At 35.2% G+C, this 19,966-nt stretch carries 20 protein-coding genes and 1 other annotated feature; all 20 genes read right to left on the bottom strand.

Translation table 11 applies throughout. The features are described 5' to 3' along the window. Positions 1-115: 115 nt before the first annotated feature. Positions 116-736, bottom strand: a complete 621-nt coding sequence (gene pyrE, locus FHP05_RS00990; protein WP_330998057.1) for an orotate phosphoribosyltransferase — start codon at positions 734-736, stop codon at positions 116-118. Beyond that, positions 720-1,433, bottom strand: a complete 714-nt coding sequence (gene pyrF / locus FHP05_RS00985) for an orotidine-5'-phosphate decarboxylase (RefSeq protein ID WP_147665208.1) — start codon at positions 1,431-1,433, stop codon at positions 720-722. Before pyrF ends, pyrE begins: the two co-directional genes overlap by 17 nt. After that, positions 1,405-2,340 carry a dihydroorotate dehydrogenase gene (locus FHP05_RS00980; RefSeq protein ID WP_330998068.1) on the bottom strand — a complete coding sequence of 312 codons (936 nt, stop codon included), beginning with the start codon at positions 2,338-2,340 and terminating at the stop codon, positions 1,405-1,407. The genes pyrF and FHP05_RS00980 overlap by 29 nt, the downstream gene beginning before the upstream one ends. Beyond that, on the bottom strand, positions 2,340-3,095 hold the full coding sequence (locus FHP05_RS00975) for a dihydroorotate dehydrogenase electron transfer subunit (protein ID WP_147665204.1): 756 nt from the start codon (positions 3,093-3,095) through the stop codon (positions 2,340-2,342). Before FHP05_RS00975 ends, FHP05_RS00980 begins: the two co-directional genes overlap by 1 nt. Beyond that, positions 3,092-6,292, bottom strand: a complete 3,201-nt coding sequence (carB, locus tag FHP05_RS00970) for a carbamoyl-phosphate synthase large subunit (protein WP_147665202.1) — start codon at positions 6,290-6,292, stop codon at positions 3,092-3,094. Before carB ends, FHP05_RS00975 begins: the two co-directional genes overlap by 4 nt. Next, positions 6,285-7,382, bottom strand: coding sequence for a carbamoyl phosphate synthase small subunit (locus FHP05_RS00965; protein ID WP_147665200.1), 1,098 nt, complete (start codon positions 7,380-7,382; stop codon positions 6,285-6,287). Before FHP05_RS00965 ends, carB begins: the two co-directional genes overlap by 8 nt. Continuing rightward, positions 7,375-8,658, bottom strand: a complete 1,284-nt coding sequence (locus FHP05_RS00960; RefSeq protein ID WP_147665198.1) for a dihydroorotase — start codon at positions 8,656-8,658, stop codon at positions 7,375-7,377. Before FHP05_RS00960 ends, FHP05_RS00965 begins: the two co-directional genes overlap by 8 nt. Then, positions 8,642-9,538 carry an aspartate carbamoyltransferase catalytic subunit gene (locus FHP05_RS00955; protein ID WP_147665196.1) on the bottom strand — a complete coding sequence of 299 codons (897 nt, stop codon included), beginning with the start codon at positions 9,536-9,538 and terminating at the stop codon, positions 8,642-8,644. Before FHP05_RS00955 ends, FHP05_RS00960 begins: the two co-directional genes overlap by 17 nt. A 182-nt stretch (positions 9,539-9,720) precedes the next feature. Then, positions 9,721-10,269: a bifunctional pyr operon transcriptional regulator/uracil phosphoribosyltransferase PyrR gene (gene pyrR / locus FHP05_RS00950; RefSeq protein ID WP_147665195.1), complete on the bottom strand. Its 549-nt coding sequence runs from the start codon at positions 10,267-10,269 to the stop codon at positions 9,721-9,723. Positions 10,270-10,426: 157 nt separating this feature from the next. Next, positions 10,427-11,338, bottom strand: coding sequence for an RluA family pseudouridine synthase (locus tag FHP05_RS00945; protein WP_147665193.1), 912 nt, complete (start codon positions 11,336-11,338; stop codon positions 10,427-10,429). A 2-nt stretch (positions 11,339-11,340) separates the two neighbouring features. Next, complete coding sequence (gene lspA / locus FHP05_RS00940) at positions 11,341-11,805, bottom strand: signal peptidase II (RefSeq protein WP_147665191.1); 465 nt, start codon at positions 11,803-11,805, stop codon at positions 11,341-11,343. Positions 11,806-11,909: 104 nt separating this feature from the next. Beyond that, positions 11,910-14,669: an isoleucine--tRNA ligase gene (gene ileS / locus FHP05_RS00935; protein WP_147665189.1), complete on the bottom strand. Its 2,760-nt coding sequence runs from the start codon at positions 14,667-14,669 to the stop codon at positions 11,910-11,912. A gap of 92 nt (positions 14,670-14,761) precedes the next feature. Beyond that, positions 14,762-15,004, bottom strand: a binding site (T-box leader). A gap of 64 nt (positions 15,005-15,068) precedes the next feature. Beyond that, positions 15,069-15,569, bottom strand: coding sequence for a DivIVA domain-containing protein (locus FHP05_RS00930; RefSeq protein ID WP_147665187.1), 501 nt, complete (start codon positions 15,567-15,569; stop codon positions 15,069-15,071). A gap of 70 nt (positions 15,570-15,639) precedes the next feature. Beyond that, entirely contained in the window at positions 15,640-16,416 is a 777-nt protein-coding gene (locus FHP05_RS00925) for a YlmH family RNA-binding protein (RefSeq protein ID WP_147665185.1), read from the bottom strand. Positions 16,417-16,431: 15 nt separating this feature from the next. Continuing rightward, positions 16,432-16,707 carry a YggT family protein gene (locus FHP05_RS00920; RefSeq protein WP_407923407.1) on the bottom strand — a complete coding sequence of 92 codons (276 nt, stop codon included), beginning with the start codon at positions 16,705-16,707 and terminating at the stop codon, positions 16,432-16,434. Positions 16,708-16,713: 6 nt separating this feature from the next. Beyond that, the gene (locus tag FHP05_RS00915; protein WP_147665183.1) at positions 16,714-17,127 is read right to left on the bottom strand and encodes a cell division protein SepF; all 414 of its coding nucleotides are present in this window, start codon (positions 17,125-17,127) and stop codon (positions 16,714-16,716) included. Positions 17,128-17,169: 42 nt separating this feature from the next. Then, entirely contained in the window at positions 17,170-17,847 is a 678-nt protein-coding gene (locus FHP05_RS00910; protein ID WP_147665181.1) for a YggS family pyridoxal phosphate-dependent enzyme, read from the bottom strand. A 28-nt stretch (positions 17,848-17,875) separates the two neighbouring features. Next, positions 17,876-18,685: a peptidoglycan editing factor PgeF gene (gene pgeF / locus FHP05_RS00905; RefSeq protein WP_147665179.1), complete on the bottom strand. Its 810-nt coding sequence runs from the start codon at positions 18,683-18,685 to the stop codon at positions 17,876-17,878. 43 nt (positions 18,686-18,728) lie between these two features. Further along, positions 18,729-18,992: a YlmC/YmxH family sporulation protein gene (locus tag FHP05_RS00900; RefSeq protein ID WP_147665177.1), complete on the bottom strand. Its 264-nt coding sequence runs from the start codon at positions 18,990-18,992 to the stop codon at positions 18,729-18,731. A 194-nt stretch (positions 18,993-19,186) separates the two neighbouring features. Then, positions 19,187-19,966 carry an RNA polymerase sporulation sigma factor SigG gene (sigG, locus tag FHP05_RS00895; protein WP_147665175.1) on the bottom strand — a complete coding sequence of 260 codons (780 nt, stop codon included), beginning with the start codon at positions 19,964-19,966 and terminating at the stop codon, positions 19,187-19,189.

The following is a 19,966-nucleotide window of genomic DNA, read 5'->3' as shown; positions in this document are numbered from 1 at the left end:
TAAAAATTATATTCATTCGTAATGAAAAAACAGAGGGGAAAACCTCCCTCTGTGCATAATAATCTGTTGGAAAAACATTTTATTATTTCTATACTGAATTAATTTGAATCTAAAACTACATTGAGTCTCGCCATGTTAACAATGATTGCACATCTTTTTGTTCGAATTTATTTTCCGTTTCTAATATCTCTAGTAAGTGATCAAATGTTGTAATCGTGTCAAAATCTAACTTCGCATCTGCGAAATTTTGGTTCGCTTTTTCTAGTCCATATGTAAAAATGGCCAGGACACCAATTACTTCAAAGCCTGATTCTTTCGCGGCCATTGCCGCATCGATGGAAGAACCACCTGTTGAAATAAGATCTTCAATCACTACTACTTTCTTACCTTTTTGGACTTCACCTTCAATTTGATTTCCTTTACCATGCTTTTTGGCTTCTGAACGTATATAAATCATTGGTAAGTCGAGTTCTTTGCTTAACCATGCCGCATGTGGAATGCCTGCTGTTGCACAACCAGCAATGACATCTGGTTGGACTCCCCATTCTTTTATTTTTTGGATAAATGCTTGTGTGATTCTCTCCCGTACTTTAGGATAGGACATTGTTAAACGATTATCACAATAAATTGGTGATTTAATACCAGATGTCCAAGTAAAATAATTTTCTGGTTCAGGATGAATTTGTACTGCCTTAATGGATAATAAATCCTTTGCTACTTCATGATTCAAGCCCATTATTCCATTCCTCCATTGCTTGTTTGTATGCCTTCACTGGATCGTTTGCTTTTGTCACACTTCGTCCTATAACAAGAATATCTGCACCAGCTTTCTTCGCATAGGCTGGTGTTGCAACACGTTCTTGATCATCTTTTTGTGATTGTTCTAAGCGAATGCCAGGTGTCACGGTAAGGAAATCATTCCCACAAACCTGTTTTATCTTACGTGCTTCATGAACAGAGCAAACTACTCCATCTGCACCACTCTCATTTGCCATATTTGCTAAATGACTTGCTACATGTTTTACCGTACCATTTATCATCAATTCTTCATTCATTTTTTCATCACTCATTGATGTAAGGATTGTAACGGCAATAAGTTTTGTGTCTATTCCAGATCCACCAAGAAGTAATCCTTCTTTTGCCCATTTAATCATTTCACTACCACCTAAGGCATGAACATTTACCATGTCAACACCAAGTGTGGAAATATTTCGCATGGCCTTCATCACTGTAGTTGGAATATCATGCAACTTTAAGTCTAGAAAAATTGGGTGATTATCTTGTTTCAATTTTTCAATGACCACTGGGCCTTCACGATAAAATAATTCCATTCCCACTTTAACAGGAACTCCTTTAAATCCATATGTTTCAATAAACTGCTTCGTTTCTTGCCAAGTTGGAAAATCAAGGGCAAGATATATTGGATGAATCATCAACAATCCCCTTCCCTACTGCATCCTTTACAGAATGAAACCCATTTTGTTTTAAAACTTCTGGTAATTTTTCGATAATATCAATACAAGTGAACGGGTTTTGAAAATTGGCTGTCCCAATTGCAACTGCATTTGCTCCTGCAAGAAGAAATTCTAATACGTCTTCTGCTGTTGAGATACCACCCATACCGATAATCGGAATTGAAACATGCTGCCTTACTTCATAAATCATTCGGATGGCGATAGGTTTTATAGCTGGACCACTTAATCCACCTGTTTTATTTGCTAGTAATGGCTGTTTACTTGGTAGATGGATTTGCATACCAGTTAATGTATTGATCATCGATAATCCATCTGCACCAGCTTTCTCCACTGAACGTGCCATTGCTGTAATATCAGACACATTAGGCGAAAGTTTTACATATACCGGTTTGTCACTAGCATTTTTTACGATTTCTGTAACACGTGCTGCCATTTCTGTATCTGTCCCAAATTGAATTCCACCTTCTTTCACATTTGGGCAAGAAATGTTTAATTCTAAAGCATGAACATCTTTTGTTTGATTAAATGCTTTAGCAACTTTCTCATATTCTTCTATTGTACTCCCAGCTATATTAGCTATAATTTTTGTATCATATTGTGCTAAGAAAGGTACTTCATTTTTAATGACTTCATTTACCCCAGGATTTTGTAGGCCAATCGCATTTAACATCCCAGAGGCTGTTTCTGCAACACGTGGTGTTGGATTTCCTAACCGTTTACTACCTGTAGCAGCTTTCATCATAATAGCGCCAAGTCTCGATAGGTCATAATACTCACTGTATTCACGACCAAATCCAAAACACCCAGATGCAGGCATGATTGGATTTTTCAATGATAGACCTGGTAACTCAACAGACAAATCAATCATATTTGTACCTCCTCTGCTTGGAACACTGGCCCATCTTGACAAATTTTCTTATAACCAGAGTCATCATTTGTTGGAACGACACAGGCAAAACATGCACCAACACCACACCCCATACGTTCTTCCAAAGATAAATAACCTTTTTTATGAGATAAATGAGACCGAACAGCTTTTAACATTGGAAGTGGTCCACAGGAATAATAACAGTCGATTTGTTCTATTTCATTTAATACATCTGTTACTAATCCTTTTTCTCCATATGACCCATCATCTGTAACAATAATGGTCTTTCCTATTTTAGAAAACTTTTGTTCATAAAATACATAGTCTTTTGTTTGAAAACCAAGAACAGATATAATCTTATATCCCTTTTCTACTAATGATTTACCTAAATAATATAGGGGTGGTACTCCTATACCACCACCGATTAATAGGATGGTGTCACCGTTTTTCTCCTGAAGATTAAATCCATTTCCATTCGGTCCCAACACATCGAGTGTAGCACCAACAGGGAGACTTGCTAATGCTTTTGTACCTGAACCAATTTGTTTAAAAAGAATGGTGATTGCATGTTCCTTTTTATCTACATCAGCAATGGATACTGGTCTTCTTAATGTATGGCCCGGTACAGAGATATGCAAGAACTGACCTGGAATGGCCGTTCTTGCAACTTCCTCATGTACTAATACCATTTCAGTGGTATCTAAGGCAATTGTGTTTACTTTTTTGATGATCATTTTTTGAATAGTTTTCATTTATACAAAACCTCTTTATTTATCATTGGTTTAGCACTAAAAGTTGTTGATTCCATAACATTTAGAATCGCATCTGCCGTATCTAAACTAGTTAGACATGGAATTCCATGTTCAACAGATTCACGACGAATACGGAAACCGTCTGATCGTGGCTGTTTTCCAGATGTTATTGTATTAATAACAAACTGTACTTCTCCAGAATTAATAATCGATAGTACATTTGGTTTTCCAGAGCCAATTTTCTCTACTTCTGTAACAGCTATTCCATTATTTTTTATAAATTCTGCAGTACCTTTTGTTCCATATAGTTTAAATCCTAATTCGTGAAATCGTTTCGCAATCATTGCTACCTCTTCTTTATCTTTATCAGCTACTGTAAGAAGTACTGAACCTTCTTGTGGGATAGATAGTCCAGAAGCTATTAGACCTTTATATAATGCTTTCTCTAATGTTTGATCATATCCAATTGCTTCTCCAGTTGATTTCATTTCAGGTCCTAAAATGGCATCTACACTACGTAGTTTTTCAAATGAAAAGACAGGAACTTTTACTGTTACAAGATCTACTTCCGGTAATAAACCTGTTGTATAGCCTTCATCAGCTAGGCGCGTACCTAATATACATTTCGTTGCGATATTCGCCATTGTTACACCTGTAATCTTACTTAAGAAAGGAATGGTACGACTTGCACGTGGGTTTACTTCTAATACGTACACATCTTCTCCACAAACAATGTATTGTATATTAATCAAACCTTTCACTTGTAATGCAGTTGCAAGCTTTACAGAAGCATCCATACATTTTTGCTTTACTGTTTCACTAATACGTTGTGGTGGATACACCGCAATAGAGTCTCCAGAGTGAACACCTGATCGCTCAATATGTTCCATGATTCCTGGAAGAATGGTTGTCTCACCATCACTTATTGCATCTACCTCCACTTCAATCCCTGTGATATATTTATCAATTAAAACAGGGTGTCCATTATTAAATCCTTCCGTCTTATTTAAATAAGCTTGTAGTTCATCATCATTATAGACAATTTCCATTCTGCTACCACCAATAACATAAGATGGACGAACCAAGACTGGATAGCCAATCGTATTTGCTACTTCTAACGCCTGATCAAGTTCTAAAACAGCTTTCCCTTTTGGACGTAATAAATCTAATTCATCTAAAAGTATTTCAAATTTATCCCGATCTTCTGCTTTATCAATTGCTTCCAAACTGGTCCCTAAAATATTTACACCATGTTTTTGTAATCCAGCAGCTAGATTGATTGCTGTTTGTCCACCAAACTGAACAATAACCCCTTCTGGTTGTTCTAATTCCACAACATGAAGCACATCTTCTAAAGTTAAAGGTTCGAAGTATAGCTTATCAGAGATACTATAATCCGTTGAGACTGTTTCAGGATTATTATTCATAATGATCGCTTCATAGCCCATTTCTTGAATAGCCTTTACAGAATGAACGGTTGCATAATCAAATTCGATCCCTTGCCCAATTCGTATTGGTCCTGAACCAAGAACTAAAATTTTCTTACGTTCAGAAGAAGTAGACTCATTTTCCACTTCATATGTGCTGTAAAAATAAGAAGTATCTGTATTAAATTCACCTGCACATGTATCAACCTTTTTATATACTGGTTGAATCTGTGCGTTCTTACGTATATCGTATACCTCTTCATAAGAAACATCCCAAAGTCTTGCAATACTAACATCTGATAGACCTACATTCTTTGCCTTTCGTAATAGAGACTTAGATAATTTATTTTCTTTTAATTCATTCTCTAAGTGAATTAATTTTGTCAATTTATAAAGGAAGAACAAATCTATTTTTGTAATATCATGGATTTCCTCCATGGTGACATCACGTCTTAGTAATTCAGCAATGATAAAAATTCTTTCATCATCTGATTGCTTTAATCTAGTAAATAAATCTTCTGTCGATAATTCTGCTAAAGATGCTAACCAAAGCTCTTCTGTGTCTAAATCTAAAGACCGAATACCTTTGAGTAAAGATTCTTCAAATGTACGACCAATGGACATGATTTCTCCTGTTGCTTTCATTTGTGTGCCAAGTGTACGGTCCCCAGTAACAAACTTATCAAATGGAAAACGAGGGATTTTTGTCACTATATAATCTAAAGTTGGCTCAAAGAATGCATACGTAGAACCTGTAATTGGGTTAACAATTTCGTCTAAAGTCATACCAATTGCTATTTTTGCAGCTACTTTGGCGATTGGATATCCGGTTGCTTTTGATGCTAATGCAGATGATCTACTTACACGAGGATTTACTTCAATCACATAGTAATTAAAACTATGTGGATCTAATGCAAGCTGAACATTGCATCCACCTTCGATTTTTAGAGCACGGATAATTTTTAGGGAAGCTGTTCGTAGCATTTGATGTTCCCGATCACTTAATGTTTGCGATGGTGCTACAACAATGGAATCCCCTGTATGTGTACCTACTGGATCCACATTTTCCATATTACATACAACAATTGCTTGGTCTTTACTATCCCGAATTACTTCATATTCTATCTCTTTAAACCCAGCAATATTACGTTCAACTAAACATTGATTTACTGGTGATAACGCTAGGCCATTTCGTGTTATTTCACGCAGTTCTTTTTCGTTATAGCACATTCCTCCACCCGTTCCTCCTAATGTGTATGCAGGACGAACAATTAGTGGGTATCCAATTTTCTCAGCAAAATCCACTGCCTCATCAACTGTTTTGACAATACTACTTTCAGGAATAGGTTCATTTAATTCTTGCATGAGTGTACGAAATTTTTCCCGGTCTTCTGCATTTTGTATTGCTTCTAAAGTTGTACCTAACAACCTAACATCATATTCTCGTAATATCCCCGACTTTTCTAACTCCATGGATAAGTTTAATCCTGTTTGACCACCAAGAGTTGGAAGCAGTGCATCTGGTTCTTCTTTTCGGATAATTTTGGTTAAAAATTCTACCGTTAATGGCTCCATATAAACCGTATCCGCTACAGTATGGTCTGTCATAATGGTTGCTGGATTTGAATTAGCTAGAACAACTGTATATCCTTCTTCCTGTAATGCTTGGCATGCTTGTGAACCAGAATAATCAAATTCAGCAGCCTGTCCGATCACAATTGGACCAGAGCCGATAACGAGTATTTTCTTTATCGAATTATTTTTAGGCATTACTTGTATCCTCCTTATTTTCCGAAAACTGTTTGATTTCTTGTAAAAACGAATCAAATAAATAAATAATGTCTTCTGGCCCTGGAGACCCTTCTGGATTAAATTGTACGGAAAAAGCTGGATATTCTTTATGTTTTAATCCTTCTACTGTTTTATCATTGAGACCAATATAAATTTTTTCTAGTTTTGTTCCATCTAATGAATTATTTGTTATTGTATATGATTGACTTTTTGCTACTAAATGTGATTGATTTGTTTCTAAATCCTTCACAGGATAGTTTCCATATTGTCCATATGGTAATTTCTCAGTAGATGCGCCACAAGCAAGCCCAAACAATAGCTGTCCTAAACCAATCCCGAATAATGGTGTTTTTCCGATTAGTTCCTTAATGGTCTCAATTACTTCTGGAATAGCAGTTGGATTTCCAGGACCATTGGACAATAATACTCCTTCTGGTTTTAACCGCATGATTTTTTCAAATCCATAATTATATGGTACGACGGTAATGTGACAACCTCTTTTTGTTAGTTCACGTAAGATTCCATGTTTAATTCCCAAATCAATAATCACAATACGGGAACCCCTTCCCGGAATAATATATGGTTTTACCGCAGAAACTTGCTCTACAACGTTTGTTTGTTCTGGTATAGATGTTAGTGTTTCAATAATGGAATCCAACGAACTTTCAATATTCGTTATCGACCCTTTCATTGATCCTTGATTACGGATATGTGTTACTAATTTACGTGTATCTACCCCAGTGATTCCTGGAATATCATGTGCTTTAAAAAAGCTATCCAAGCTTTCATCCATTCGAAAATTAGATGGGTAATCAGAAACTTCCTTTACAATCAAACCATTTATACATGGATCAAGTGTTTCAAAATCATCTTGATTAATACCATAATTTCCGACTAGTGGCTGTGTCATGACAATTATTTTACCTGCATTTGCTGGATCTGAAATCATTTCTTGGTATCCAGTTATCCCATTGTAAAAAACAACTTCTCCTGAAATACTTTCTGTACTACCAAATCCTGTTCCAATAAATGTAGTTCCGTCTTCTAACACAAGTTGTTGTTTAGTCATTGGTTTCCTCCTTAAACACAATTTCACCATCTACCACTGTCATTATTGGAAAACCATAAACCTCCCACCCATGGAATGGTGTGTTTTTCCCTTTGGAGTAGAATGTTTCTTTATCAATTTCTAATTGTTTATCTAAATCGACCAATGTTAAATCTGCTGGTGCATTTTCTTGTAATGTTCCATAAGGTAATCCAAACACTTCGGCAGGTTTTATTGTCATCCAATCAACTAATTGCTTCAATGTGATTCGATTTGTTTTCACAAAGTGTGTATATAATAATGGAAATGCTGTTTCTAAACCGACAATTCCAAACGGTGCATGGAGAAACCCTTTTTTCTTTTCTTCTTCTGTATGTGGTGCATGGTCTGTTGCAATAAAATCAATTGTTCCATCTAGTAATCCTTCAATTAGTGCATTCTGATCTTCCTTACTTCTTAATGGTGGATTCATTTTAAAATTAGCATCATCATTTACGACTGCTTCCTCATTTAATAAAAGATGGTGTGGTGTAACTTCTGCAGTGACATGAATACCTGCTTTTTTTGCATCCCGAACAACTCTTACAGATTCTTTCGTACTAATATGACATACATGATAATGACATCCAGTAGCCTCCGCTAAAAGTACATCTCTTGCAATTTGTAATGATTCCGTTAATGAATGATGTCCAGGTAAATTCAAACGTTTGCTAACTTCTCCTTCATGACATACTCCACCATAGACAACAGAGTTATCCTCACAATGAGCGACAATTGGCATGTTGTTTGCTTGAGCTTCTTTCATCGCTCGGAGCATCATATCAGCAGTCTGAATCCCAACCCCATCATCTGTAAAACCAAATACTCCAGTCTGAGATAGTGTTGTAATGTCTGTCAATTCTTCACCAGCTAACCCGTTTGTAATTGCAGCATAAGGTAACACTCTTACAACTGCATCTTTTTCAATTCTGTCAAAAAGATCTTCTACCTTTTCCATGTTATCTGGTACAGGATTTGTATTAGGCATTGGACATACAGTAGTATATCCACCTCTTGCAGCAGCTTCTGTTCCTGTTTTAATGGTTTCTTTTTCCTCACCGCCCGGTTCACGCAAATGAATATGAACGTCGATAAATCCTGGTAAAAGTAATTTTCCTTCACAATCGATCATTTGGTCTGCTTCTTCATTAATTTCATTGGCAATTTTTACGATTTGTTGACCTTCCACTAAAACATCACATTTTTCTTGTTCATTTGTTTCTATTAAACGATTCGCATTTTTAAATAGTATCTTCATCATAAATCCCCCATTTTTTTAATAATAATTGAATAATAGCCATGCGCATATAAACACCATTTTCCATTTGTTTAAATATCCGTGAACGGTTGCATTCTACTAAATCTTCATCAATTTCAACTCCCCTATTAATTGGAGCTGGATGCATAATAATCGCCTTTTCTTTCATTTTCCTTTCACGTTCTTTTGTTAATCCATACGTACTTAAGTAATTTGTGGTCGTATTCATTTCATGGTGTCTTTCGTGCTGTATTCGGAGTAACATCAATACATCGGATTGCTCAACAGCTTCATCAATGGATACATACGGAAAATCTAAATTTGTATCTTTGAATTCTGGTGCTGCACATAAAGAAATATTTGCTCCCAACCTTTGTAGTGCTCTTGCATTGGAATGTGCCACACGACTATGCTTGATATCTCCAACAATTGTAACTCGTATATCCTTAAATGTATTAAATTCATGGTAAATGGTAAATAAGTCAAGCATACATTGTGATGGATGTTCTAATTTACCTGCACCAGCATTTATTATTGGTATGGACAAGTTCCTTCCTAATTGTTTGGCCCAATCATCATCAGGATGACGAATAACTAATAAATCAGCGCCAATTGATTCCAAAGTTTTTACCGTGTCATATAAACTTTCTCCTTTTTGAACACTGGATGAATCAGGATTAAAATCCAATACTTCCAAACCTAGTTTCTTTTGTGCAACGGTAAAACTCATTTTTGTTCTTGTGCTCGGTTCAAAAAACAAATTTAATGCAAAAATTGGTTTTTTAACTTGTTCAATTCCTTGTTGACATTTCTTAGCAAGTGCGATTAAATGATAAATTTCCTCTTCATTAAGCTGGTCAACAGATAGAAAATGTTGCATCTAAATTCCTCCTCGTTCTCATATAGATATATCATGTTGTATTACTCCAAGGATACGTTTTTTGATTTTTAGCAAAAATAAAACCTCTTTGCTAAAAAGGTCGCAAAGAGGTAGGCATAAACAAAACGCTTATGCAAAACTAGGCGACCTTGAAAATCTCTCTGGATTTTCTTAAAGGCCTATTATTCATCTTTTTTATATAAGATTACTTCATCTTCATTGTCTATTTCATTTAAGTGAACAACAACAACTTCTTTTTCAGATGTAGGAATGTTTTTTCCTACATAATCTGCTCGGATTGGTAGTTCACGATGTCCCCTATCAATAAGGATAGCTAATTGAATGACGGCAGGTCTTCCGATATCCATCACCGCATCCATTGCTGCACGAACTGTTCGTCCTGTAAATAAGACATCATCCACTAAAATCACTTGTTTACCGGTAACATCTACATCAATATTGGTCTCTTTTAGTTCGGGTTCATCTGTTGGGACAACCTTTTGTAAATCATCTCGGTATAAAGTAATATCTAATTCACCGATTGGTACATCGATTCCTTCTATTTGTTTAATTTTCTCTTGTAATCGTTTTGCTAAAGGTACACCTCTCGTTTTAATACCAACGAGTACGAGATCTAAGCCCCCTTTATTTTTCTCTAGGATTTCATGGGCTATTCTCGTTAGTGAGCGGCTAATAGTTGCATTATCTAGTAATTCCGTCTTTTTTTGCATTGTTGTCACCCCTATACATAAAAAATCCCTTATCCGTGAGGACAGGGATTTTGGATAGACGAATTCCACATCTATTTTCCGTTTCCTTTATAGCCTCACGGGACTAAGTTTAAAGGTTCTTCATCTTTTTTCATTATGACAAACTTCGGCATTTGTGTCAAGACATTTTCTCTAATTGATGGATTATTTCTTGAAAATCCTTGGGTGGTTCTACTTCAAATGTAAGTTTTTTTCCGTTGATTGGATGGGTAAATTGTAAATACTTTGCATGTAGTACTTGACCTGTTTTCATCACATTTTTCCGTCTTGGGCCATACTTCGGATCACCAAGTACCGGATGACCGATGTATTTCATATGAACCCGAATTTGATGCGTTCTTCCTGTTTCTAATTGACACTCTACATGTGTGAAATTAGTAAAACGCTTTAACACATGAAAATGGGTAATTGCTTCTTTTCCTCCATCAATTACTGTCATATTTTGTCTTTGTTTCGGATCCCGCCCAATTGGGGCATCAATTAAACCATCATCAGGACCAATTGTACCATGCACAACCACTTCATATGTTCTTTTGACAAGACGTGCTTTGAATTGTTCGATTAATTTTTGATGTACTTGGTCTGTTTTTGCTACCACTAATAAACCACTTGTGTCCTTATCAAGTCGATGCACAATTCCAGGACGATCCTCACCGCTTACCGTTGACAATTGATCATAATGATATAATAAAGCATTGACCAATGTCCCTCTTATATGACCTGAGGCTGGATGAACCACCATACCAGATGGCTTATTGATAATGATGAGTGTTTCATCTTCATATACAATAGAAAGAGGAATGTTTTCACCTTCTAATGACAATGTTTCCTCTTTCGGTATATTCCATTTGATGACATCTCCTTCCATACAACGATAATTTGCCTTTGTTGGTTGATTGTTTATGGTAACGAGATGACTTTTAATCCATGTCTGAATTTCACTTCTTGATCTATCTGGTTGTAGACTGGTTAATAGTTTATCAATTCGTATATTTTCTTCTTGATTTGTGACAAGGTGATTTTTTTTCATACCTATTTTGTTTCCTTTCTTTTCTCTTCTTTAAACGTGACAATCATTAATAGGATAACACCTATAACCAAGGCTGAATCAGCTATATTGAATATTGGGTAGTCATATGTAAAAATAATAAAATCTAAAAAGTCGATTACCTCTTTATGTAAAAGACGATCTATAAAGTTTCCAATTGCTCCACCTAAAATCAGACTAAGTGATACAGACATTAATATCGAATCTTTTCCATATTTATGCAGAAAATAAACAATCCCGATAATGACGATAACTGTAATGATATAAAAGAATATCATTTGGTCTTGTAAGATTCCCCATGCAGCCCCTCGATTTCGGTGAGACGTAATATAAAAAAATCCATCAATTACTGGAATCTGTTCATAAATTTCCATATTCTTTACGATAATCCACTTGGAAAGTTGATCAATTCCAATGACAATTAAAGCAATCAAATAATACCAATACATGTACTTTCCTCCACATCACAATTGTTTAGTTTGATTTTACCATAAACTGTTTCTTCTATCATGAAAAAATATCTCTTTCCCTAAAAGGAAAGAGATATTTTGAATTAATCCATATAATGATGTTTAACCACTTCGGCACAACGAGTGCAAATTGTTGGGTGTTCTTCATCTTCTCCTACTGTATTAGAGGTAACCCAACAACGTTCGCATGTTTCACCTGAATGTTTTTCAACTTTTACATCAACATAGCGATATTCTTTTGCTTCTCCATCTTTTTCTTTCATAATCGCTTCTGAGACAATAAATAATTGATGCACATTTGGAATAGCTTCTAATATTTCTTTTGTTTTCTCATCTTTTGGAACGATTGTAATCACTGATTCTAGTGATTTACCGATTACTTTTTCTTCTCTTGCTTCTTCTAAAGCTTTTAACACGTCATCACGAATTTCCATGAATAGATCCCATTTTTCTTTTTTCGCTTCATCAAAATCTGTGATTTCTCGTTTAACAGGCATATCTGTTAAATGGACCGTCTCTTCTGTAACACCAGGGATATGCTCCCAAACTTCTTCAGCTGTATGCGGAATAATTGGTGCTAGTAATTTCACTAATGTGACCACAATTTCATAATATGCTGTTTGGATGCTTCGGCGACGATGATTATCTTTTGCTTCAATATATAGAATGTCTTTAGCAAAATCTAAATAGAAAGAACTTAAATCATCTGCACAGAAATTATGGATACGGTGGAAAATTGGTGAATATTCATATGCCTCATAGCTTTCATGAACGTCTCCAACTAGCTCTTGTAAGCGATAGAGCATATATCTGTCAATACCTTCCATGTTGGACTCTTCCACTCGATCTGTTTCTGGATTAAAATCAGTTAAATTACCGAGTAAAAAGCGGAATGTATTTCTAATTTTACGATATGATTCAGATGTTTGTTTCAAAATAGCATCTGAAATTCGTGCATCTGCATGATAATCAACAGAAGCAACCCATAGACGTAAAATATCTGCACCAAGTTGTTTAATTACTTTCGATGGAAAAATAACGTTTCCTAATGATTTACTCATCTTTCTTCCTTCGCCATCCATCACAAATCCATGACTAATAACATTTTTATATGGCGCTTTACCAGTAACTGCTACCGCAGTTGATAAGGAAGAGTTAAACCATCCACGGAATTGGTCTGAACCCTCTAAATAAACATCTGCCGGACGACGGTGGCCTTCTCGGTGTAATAGAACTGCCTCATGAGAAGAACCGGAATCGAACCAAACATCCATGATATCGGTTTCTTTGGTAAACTCTCCATTTGGGCTATGTTCAGATGTGAAGCCCTCTGGTAATAAATCTTTTGCCTCACGTTCGAACCAAATATTTGAACCATGCTCTCTGAATAAATCTGCTACATGATTAATCGTTTCTTCGGTAATAATTGGTGTTCCGTCTTCACCGTAAAACACTGGTATTGGTACACCCCATGTACGCTGTCTTGATATACACCAATCTTCACGGTCTTTTACCATATTATGAAGTCTTGTTTCACCCCATTTTGGATACCAATTAACAGCTTTAATTTCTGATAAGATTTGGTCACGGAAATCTTTAATAGACGCAAACCACTGTGGAGTAGCTCGAAAAATAATTGGTTTTTTCGTACGCCAATCATGTGGATAAGAGTGCGTAATAAAACTCAATTTAAGTAAGGCATCAACTTCTTCTAATTTTTCAGTAACCATTTTGTTCGCCTTATCATAAAACACTCCTTCAAATCCAGGAGCTTCTTTTGTAAATACTCCTTTATGGTCTACTGGACTCAATGGTTCAATACCATAAGCTTTAGCCATGTTGAAGTCATCTTCCCCATGACCTGGAGCCGTGTGTACACAACCAGTACCAGAATCTGTTGTAACATGCTCACCTAACATAACAAGTGATTCACGATCATAAAATGGATGTTTTGCGACGACGCGATCAGCTTCTTCCCCTTTAAATGTTCGTAAAACTTCTGGGCTTTCCCATTCCAATTCTTCTGTAAGATCTTCCAATAAATCATGGGCAACTACATATTTATCTTCTTTTACTTGAACAACAGCATATTCTAATTGTGGATGAAGAGCGATTCCTAGGTTTGCAGGAATTGTCCATGGTGTTGTTGTCCAAATAATAATTTTTTCATCTGTATTTAATACACCTTTCCCATCGATGACATTAAAAGCAACATAGATAGATGGTGAACGTTTATCGTGATATTCAATTTCTGCCTCTGCTAAAGCAGATTCAGAAGAAGGTGACCAATAAACAGGGCGTAAACCTTTGAAAATATAGCCTTTGTTTGCCATTTCACCAAATACCTTTATTTGTGCTGCTTCGTATTCCTTTGTCAACGTAATATATGGATTATCCCAATCCCCTGTAGCACCTAGTTCTTTACGTTGTTCACGTTGCCTATCTACCTGAGTAAGAGCATAATCAGCACATTTTTGTCTGAATTCCGCTGTACTCATTTTTTTACGGTTTACTTTTTTCTTTTTGGTCAAAGCTGTTTCAATCGGTAAACCATGTGTATCCCAACCAGGTACATATGGAACATGATAGCCTGTCATCGATTTGTAACGAACAATAAAGTCTTTTAAAATTTGATTTAAGGCGTGCCCTATATGCAAATCACCGTTCGCATATGGTGGACCATCGTGTAAAATAAACGTCGGTCTTCCTTCTGTTCGCTCCAATTGTTTTTCATAATACTCTTCTTCATTCCATTTTTTTCGACGTAGTGGTTCTTTATTTGGCAAGTTTCCACGCATCGGAAATTTTGTTTTTGGTAATAACAATGTTTTCTTATATTCCATTCTTTTTCCTCCTTATTATCAATAAAGTGAAACTTCAATCAGCAGATGTCTGGCAGCCAGTCAACTTATGACAAAAAAAGCCCTCACATCCCTTAAGGGACGAGAAGACTCGCGGTACCACCCTTTAAAATGAAAAATAGTTCATCTCTTACATGCCACATTCTTCATTCACTCAGTTGATTTATAACGTTAATCAGACGGCCAAATTTACTAAAATCTTTCAAACTGGCTATTCCGGAGTGATTTTCTAAAAGGATGTCTGCATCAGGCTCCCACCATTTCCTAATTCGCTTCTCAGCCATACCCTTTTATACTGTCTCCATCAAAATATTTCATCTATTATAATTTGTCGATTCTTATCTATGCATTATATGTAAAAAAATTGTTTACGTCAAGAAGTTATGCTTCTGTACTAACAATATCTTCATCAATTAATTCTGTTTCTAAAAGGTCTTCCCAATCATTGGTATTAACCATATCTAATTGTGCTTCCACTAACATTCTTAAGCGAGTACGAAACACCTTTGCTTGTTTTTTCAAATCTTCTACTTCAATAGCGATGGTACGTGCTTTTGTTAATGCTTCATTAATAATTCGATCCGCATTTTTTTCAGCTTCCTTAACAATTAACTTTGCTTCTTTCGATGCATTGCCTTTTACTTCTTCTGCTGTCTCTTGGGCAACTAAAATAGATTTATTTAATGTCTCTTCAATATTTGTAAAATGGCTGAGTCGTTCATTTAATTGTGCGACCTTATCTTGAAAATCATTTTTTTGCCTAATAACTGATTCATAATCTTTCATTAATTGATCGAGAAATTTATTTACCTCATCTTCATCATACCCACGGAAACTCTTTGTAAACTCTTTATTATGAATATCGAGTGGTGAAAGGGCCATGATGACACCTCCTAGTATTTTAATCGTAATTAAGTAGCATCATTCAGGAATGACTAAAAGACATGTGCCTTCACTTTAATTTTGCAGTCGTTATTCGCCATTTTCCTTTTTTGGTTTGTCCATTAATTTCAACTAATTTACTTCTTCCTTTACGTCTAAAAGAAATTAAGTCATCTTCTCCTAGTATAAACTTTGCATCATCAACTACTTTGAAATTAACTTTAATCAGTTGTTTCTTAATAGCTTCTACGGCGAGTTTTCTAGATATATTATATATTTCTTTCACAACATTATCCAGTCTTAATGAAGAAACAGTTTGATTTGATTCTATCCAATTTGGTTTATTTTCTATCCATTCTGTAAAGGTTTTTTCACAAAAAGTTACTCTCGCTTGTTTTATCTGTGTGAAATTCATACGTACAAAATTTGCAATTTCTGTTGCAACAATCATTTGAATTTTACCGTTATCCACATAAATATCTCCCAATTTATCACGAACAAGTCCTAATGATAAAAAGGCACCTAAAACATCGCGATGGGATAGCGTAACAAACTTTGTAGGATATGTTGCTTCCAATAATGTTAACTGAAAATCATCTTTCTGAATCAATGAATAAAATGGCGCAATTATGACACGGGTTCTTTCCGTGTACTTTCCACCACCATCGTGCTTTACTTGTAATGCATCATCACTTGTTGGAATTAACATATGAACTATTTTTCTTTCCCTGGGGTCTAAAAAATCAGTTAATTTCTCCTCATATGTTCGTTCAACAATTTCTTTCCATGATAACACTTGATCGATAAAAGGTTGTTCTTCTTTTCTGAAATGTTCATATACACTCATATTTGTCCATCCTTATCAAAGTCCAAGGATAAATCCAAACAATGCTGATAGACCATAAACTCTCGCAAAGTTTAATACAAGTATTGCTATAATTGGTGAAAAGTCAATCATACCTAATGGTGGAATAAATCTACGGAATATCTCTAGATACGGTTCACAGATTTTCATTAGAAACAAACCAAAAGATGATTCTCTTGCACCCGGGAACCAAGACATGAAAATATAAATAATTAACAAGTACCCGTAGATAACTAATGCGTAATTAATAATACTATACAACTGCAGAATCATGTACTACTACCACCCTCTATTAATTTCACTTTCTTCATTTAACTCATCTGAAATCGCACCTGAAACATTCACATTATCTGGTGCACAGAGAAATGTTCCTATTCCTAGTTTTTGGATTGTGCCATTAACTGCGTAAACAGTTCCACTCATAAAATCAACGATACGCATTGCTTGTTCATGATCCAAACGCTTTAGATTAAAAACAACAGAACGTCTATTAACAAGATGGTCCGCTATTTCTTGCACCTCATTATATGTTCTAGGTTCACATAAAATCATTTTTGAACTTGCCTCTTGTAATCGAGTCAAATTAACAACATTTGACTGTTCTTCTGGAGGTTGTGCAGAGGGATTAGAAACTTCCATCTCTTCATATTCTCCCGTTTCAAACAGTGATTTAAACTTATCTTTTAGGCTCATTTTTACCTCTCCTTTACAAAAGGACATATATAAATAATGTTTCTACCCATCATTACCAACAAGTTTAGTACCAATGCGAATATGTGTGGCGCCTTCCTCAATAGCAATTTCATAGTCATTACTCATACCCATAGATAAATAATGACAAGGTGCATATGGTAATTCTTTTCTTTCTACTTCATCTCTTAATAATCGCAATCTACGAAATATAGTACGAATCTCTGTCTCATCATCTATATGAGGGGCCATTGTCATCAAGCCGACAACATGAATCTTCGTAAATCCTTCCAATTTTTCAATAAAAGGAATAACCTCATCCACAGACAATCCATGTTTCGTATCTTCTTCACTAACATTTACTTGAACAAAGCAATCGATTGGTTCACTAGCTCGTTTTTCAATTTCTTTTGCTAAAGAAAGACGATCTAATGAATGAATGGCTTTTACTTTATCAACGACATCTCTTGTCTTTCTCGACTGCAATGTACCTATAAAATGCCATTTTGCCCGTTCTTTTAATGCATGATACTTTTCCTCAAACCCTTTTAAACGGTTTTCACCAAGATTTGTGATTCCACTAGCAAGTGTTTCCTTTGCTCGCTCTATTGTAACATATTTCGTCACAGCAATGATGGTTATTTCATCCATTTTTCGACCACTTTTATGACAAGCCTCTTCCATTTTTTCTTGAATCTTTGCTAAATTTTCAGCTACCCCCATTTACTACTCTCTCTCCTTTTAGCTATAGTCACGGTTGATAACCAATAAACCCTAACATTCTCCCTGTTTTCCCTTGATCTCTTCGATGAGAGAAAAACAAATCAGAATGACTATATGTACAATATTTTGTTACTACTATATTAGTACGAAGCACACCACAATGCAAAAATATTTCAACATTTAATTGCTTTAGATCTAATAAATATTGACCATTTTTCTGTGGAAATACAGTTTTACTTTGATACTCAATTGGAATATGATTAATTACACGTTTATCTACTTTATATTTTTCTCTTGATATACATGGACCAATCGCTACCAATAAGTCATGAGGATTTACGCCAAGTTCAACCAATTTTTCGACCATTTTCTTAGCTATCTGTCGCACTGTCCCCTTCCATCCAGCATGAGCAATCCCTATATATTTTGTTACTGGATCAAAAAAGTACAATGGGACACAATCCGCAAATACAGCTGTACATAAAACACCCTGTTGATTGGTAATTAAGCCATCGATTCCTTTTAAAGCTGTTTCAGAAGAATTGGAACCAAATCCTCTATCATCTTTGTCAATCACTTGAATGACAGCATCGTGAATTTGTTCACCTTGTACCCAATTATTTAAAGGAAAACGTATATGTTTTGCAAGTATTTGTCTATTTTCAAGAACAGAGTTTAAATCATCTGAAACATGAAGCCCCATATTCAAACTTGCAAATGAAGCTGTACTCACACCTTCATTTTTTGTTGTGAATCCTGTTATTAAATTGGACTCTTTCTGTTCCCACTGTTTAATATGTAAAGTAGAAGGATTTGTAAGCTTAAATGCATCGGACATTCAAAGACCTCCCTAAGAAACATTTCTATTATCTTAACATACATTATATATTATCATGTTGATAAACAGTAGAATCTTCCCTTTCTTCAATTAATATAACATCATCACCAATCGTAATTATTTGTTCCCAATAAATAATTAGCTCCTCTTGCTTTCCAAAAAACGCATTACCATCTCGTAAATAAATAATAATCGCTAATATATTCCCATAATGTGGGTCTATTTCTAAATCAGAAAGATGTCCCAATCGCTTCCCATTATTGATTGTAATCACTTCTTTTAATTGAAGCTCTGATAATGTTATCATTTTACTCACCTCTATATCTATATATATGCACAGCCTCCCCAATTTAAAATAGGTTATCTAATTTAGTTACAAAAGGCCTTTTTTCGTAAAATTTACTGATACCTGGATAAGGCTTTACCTATTTACTTCAATCTTTTAGGAAACAACCATACAAAAAAACAGGCTCCACGGCCTGTTTTTTAATAAAGTATAAATCATTCAAACATTTCTTTATTTACTTGCTGTATGGCAGCTTTTTCTAAACGTGATACTTGCGCTTGCGATATTCCTATTTCTTCAGCAACTTCCATTTGTGTTTTTCCTTGAAAAAAACGTTTATTGAGTATTAGTTTTTCCCGTTCGTTTAAGCGATGTAACCCTTCCTTCAAGGATAAAACATCAACCCATGAACGATTCTCTTCTTTTTCATCACTAATTTGATCCAATACATAAATTGGATCTCCACCATCATTGTAAATTGGCTCAAATAAAGAAATCGGATCTTGAATAGCATCTAATGCAAAGACAATTTCTCCATGAGATATTCCCATTTTCTCCGCTATTTCAGATGGGGTCGGCTCTTTAGATGTTTTATTTATCAATTCTTCTCTTACTTTTAAAGCCTTGTATGCAATGTCCCTTAAGGATCTGGATACCCTAATTGGGTTATTATCACGTAAATATCTACGGATTTCTCCAATAATCATCGGTACTGCATAAGTAGAGAATCTGACATTGTGACTTAAATCAAAATTATCAATTGATTTCATCAGTCCAATACAACCGACTTGAAATAAATCATCGACATATTCCCCACGATTATTAAAACGCTGAATCACACTTAATACGAGCCTTAGATTACCATTGATTAACTTTTCTCTTGCTGATAGCTCGCCACTTTGCAATTGTTTAAACAAGATACGCATTTCTTCATTTTTTAATACTGGTAATTTTGATGTATCGACTCCACATATAACAACCTTATGTCTAGACAT

Source organism: Cerasibacillus terrae (assembly GCF_008039555.1).
Lineage (GTDB): Bacteria > Bacillota > Bacilli > Bacillales > Amphibacillaceae > Cerasibacillus > Cerasibacillus terrae.
This window is presented reverse-complemented; position numbering and strand designations above follow the sequence as displayed.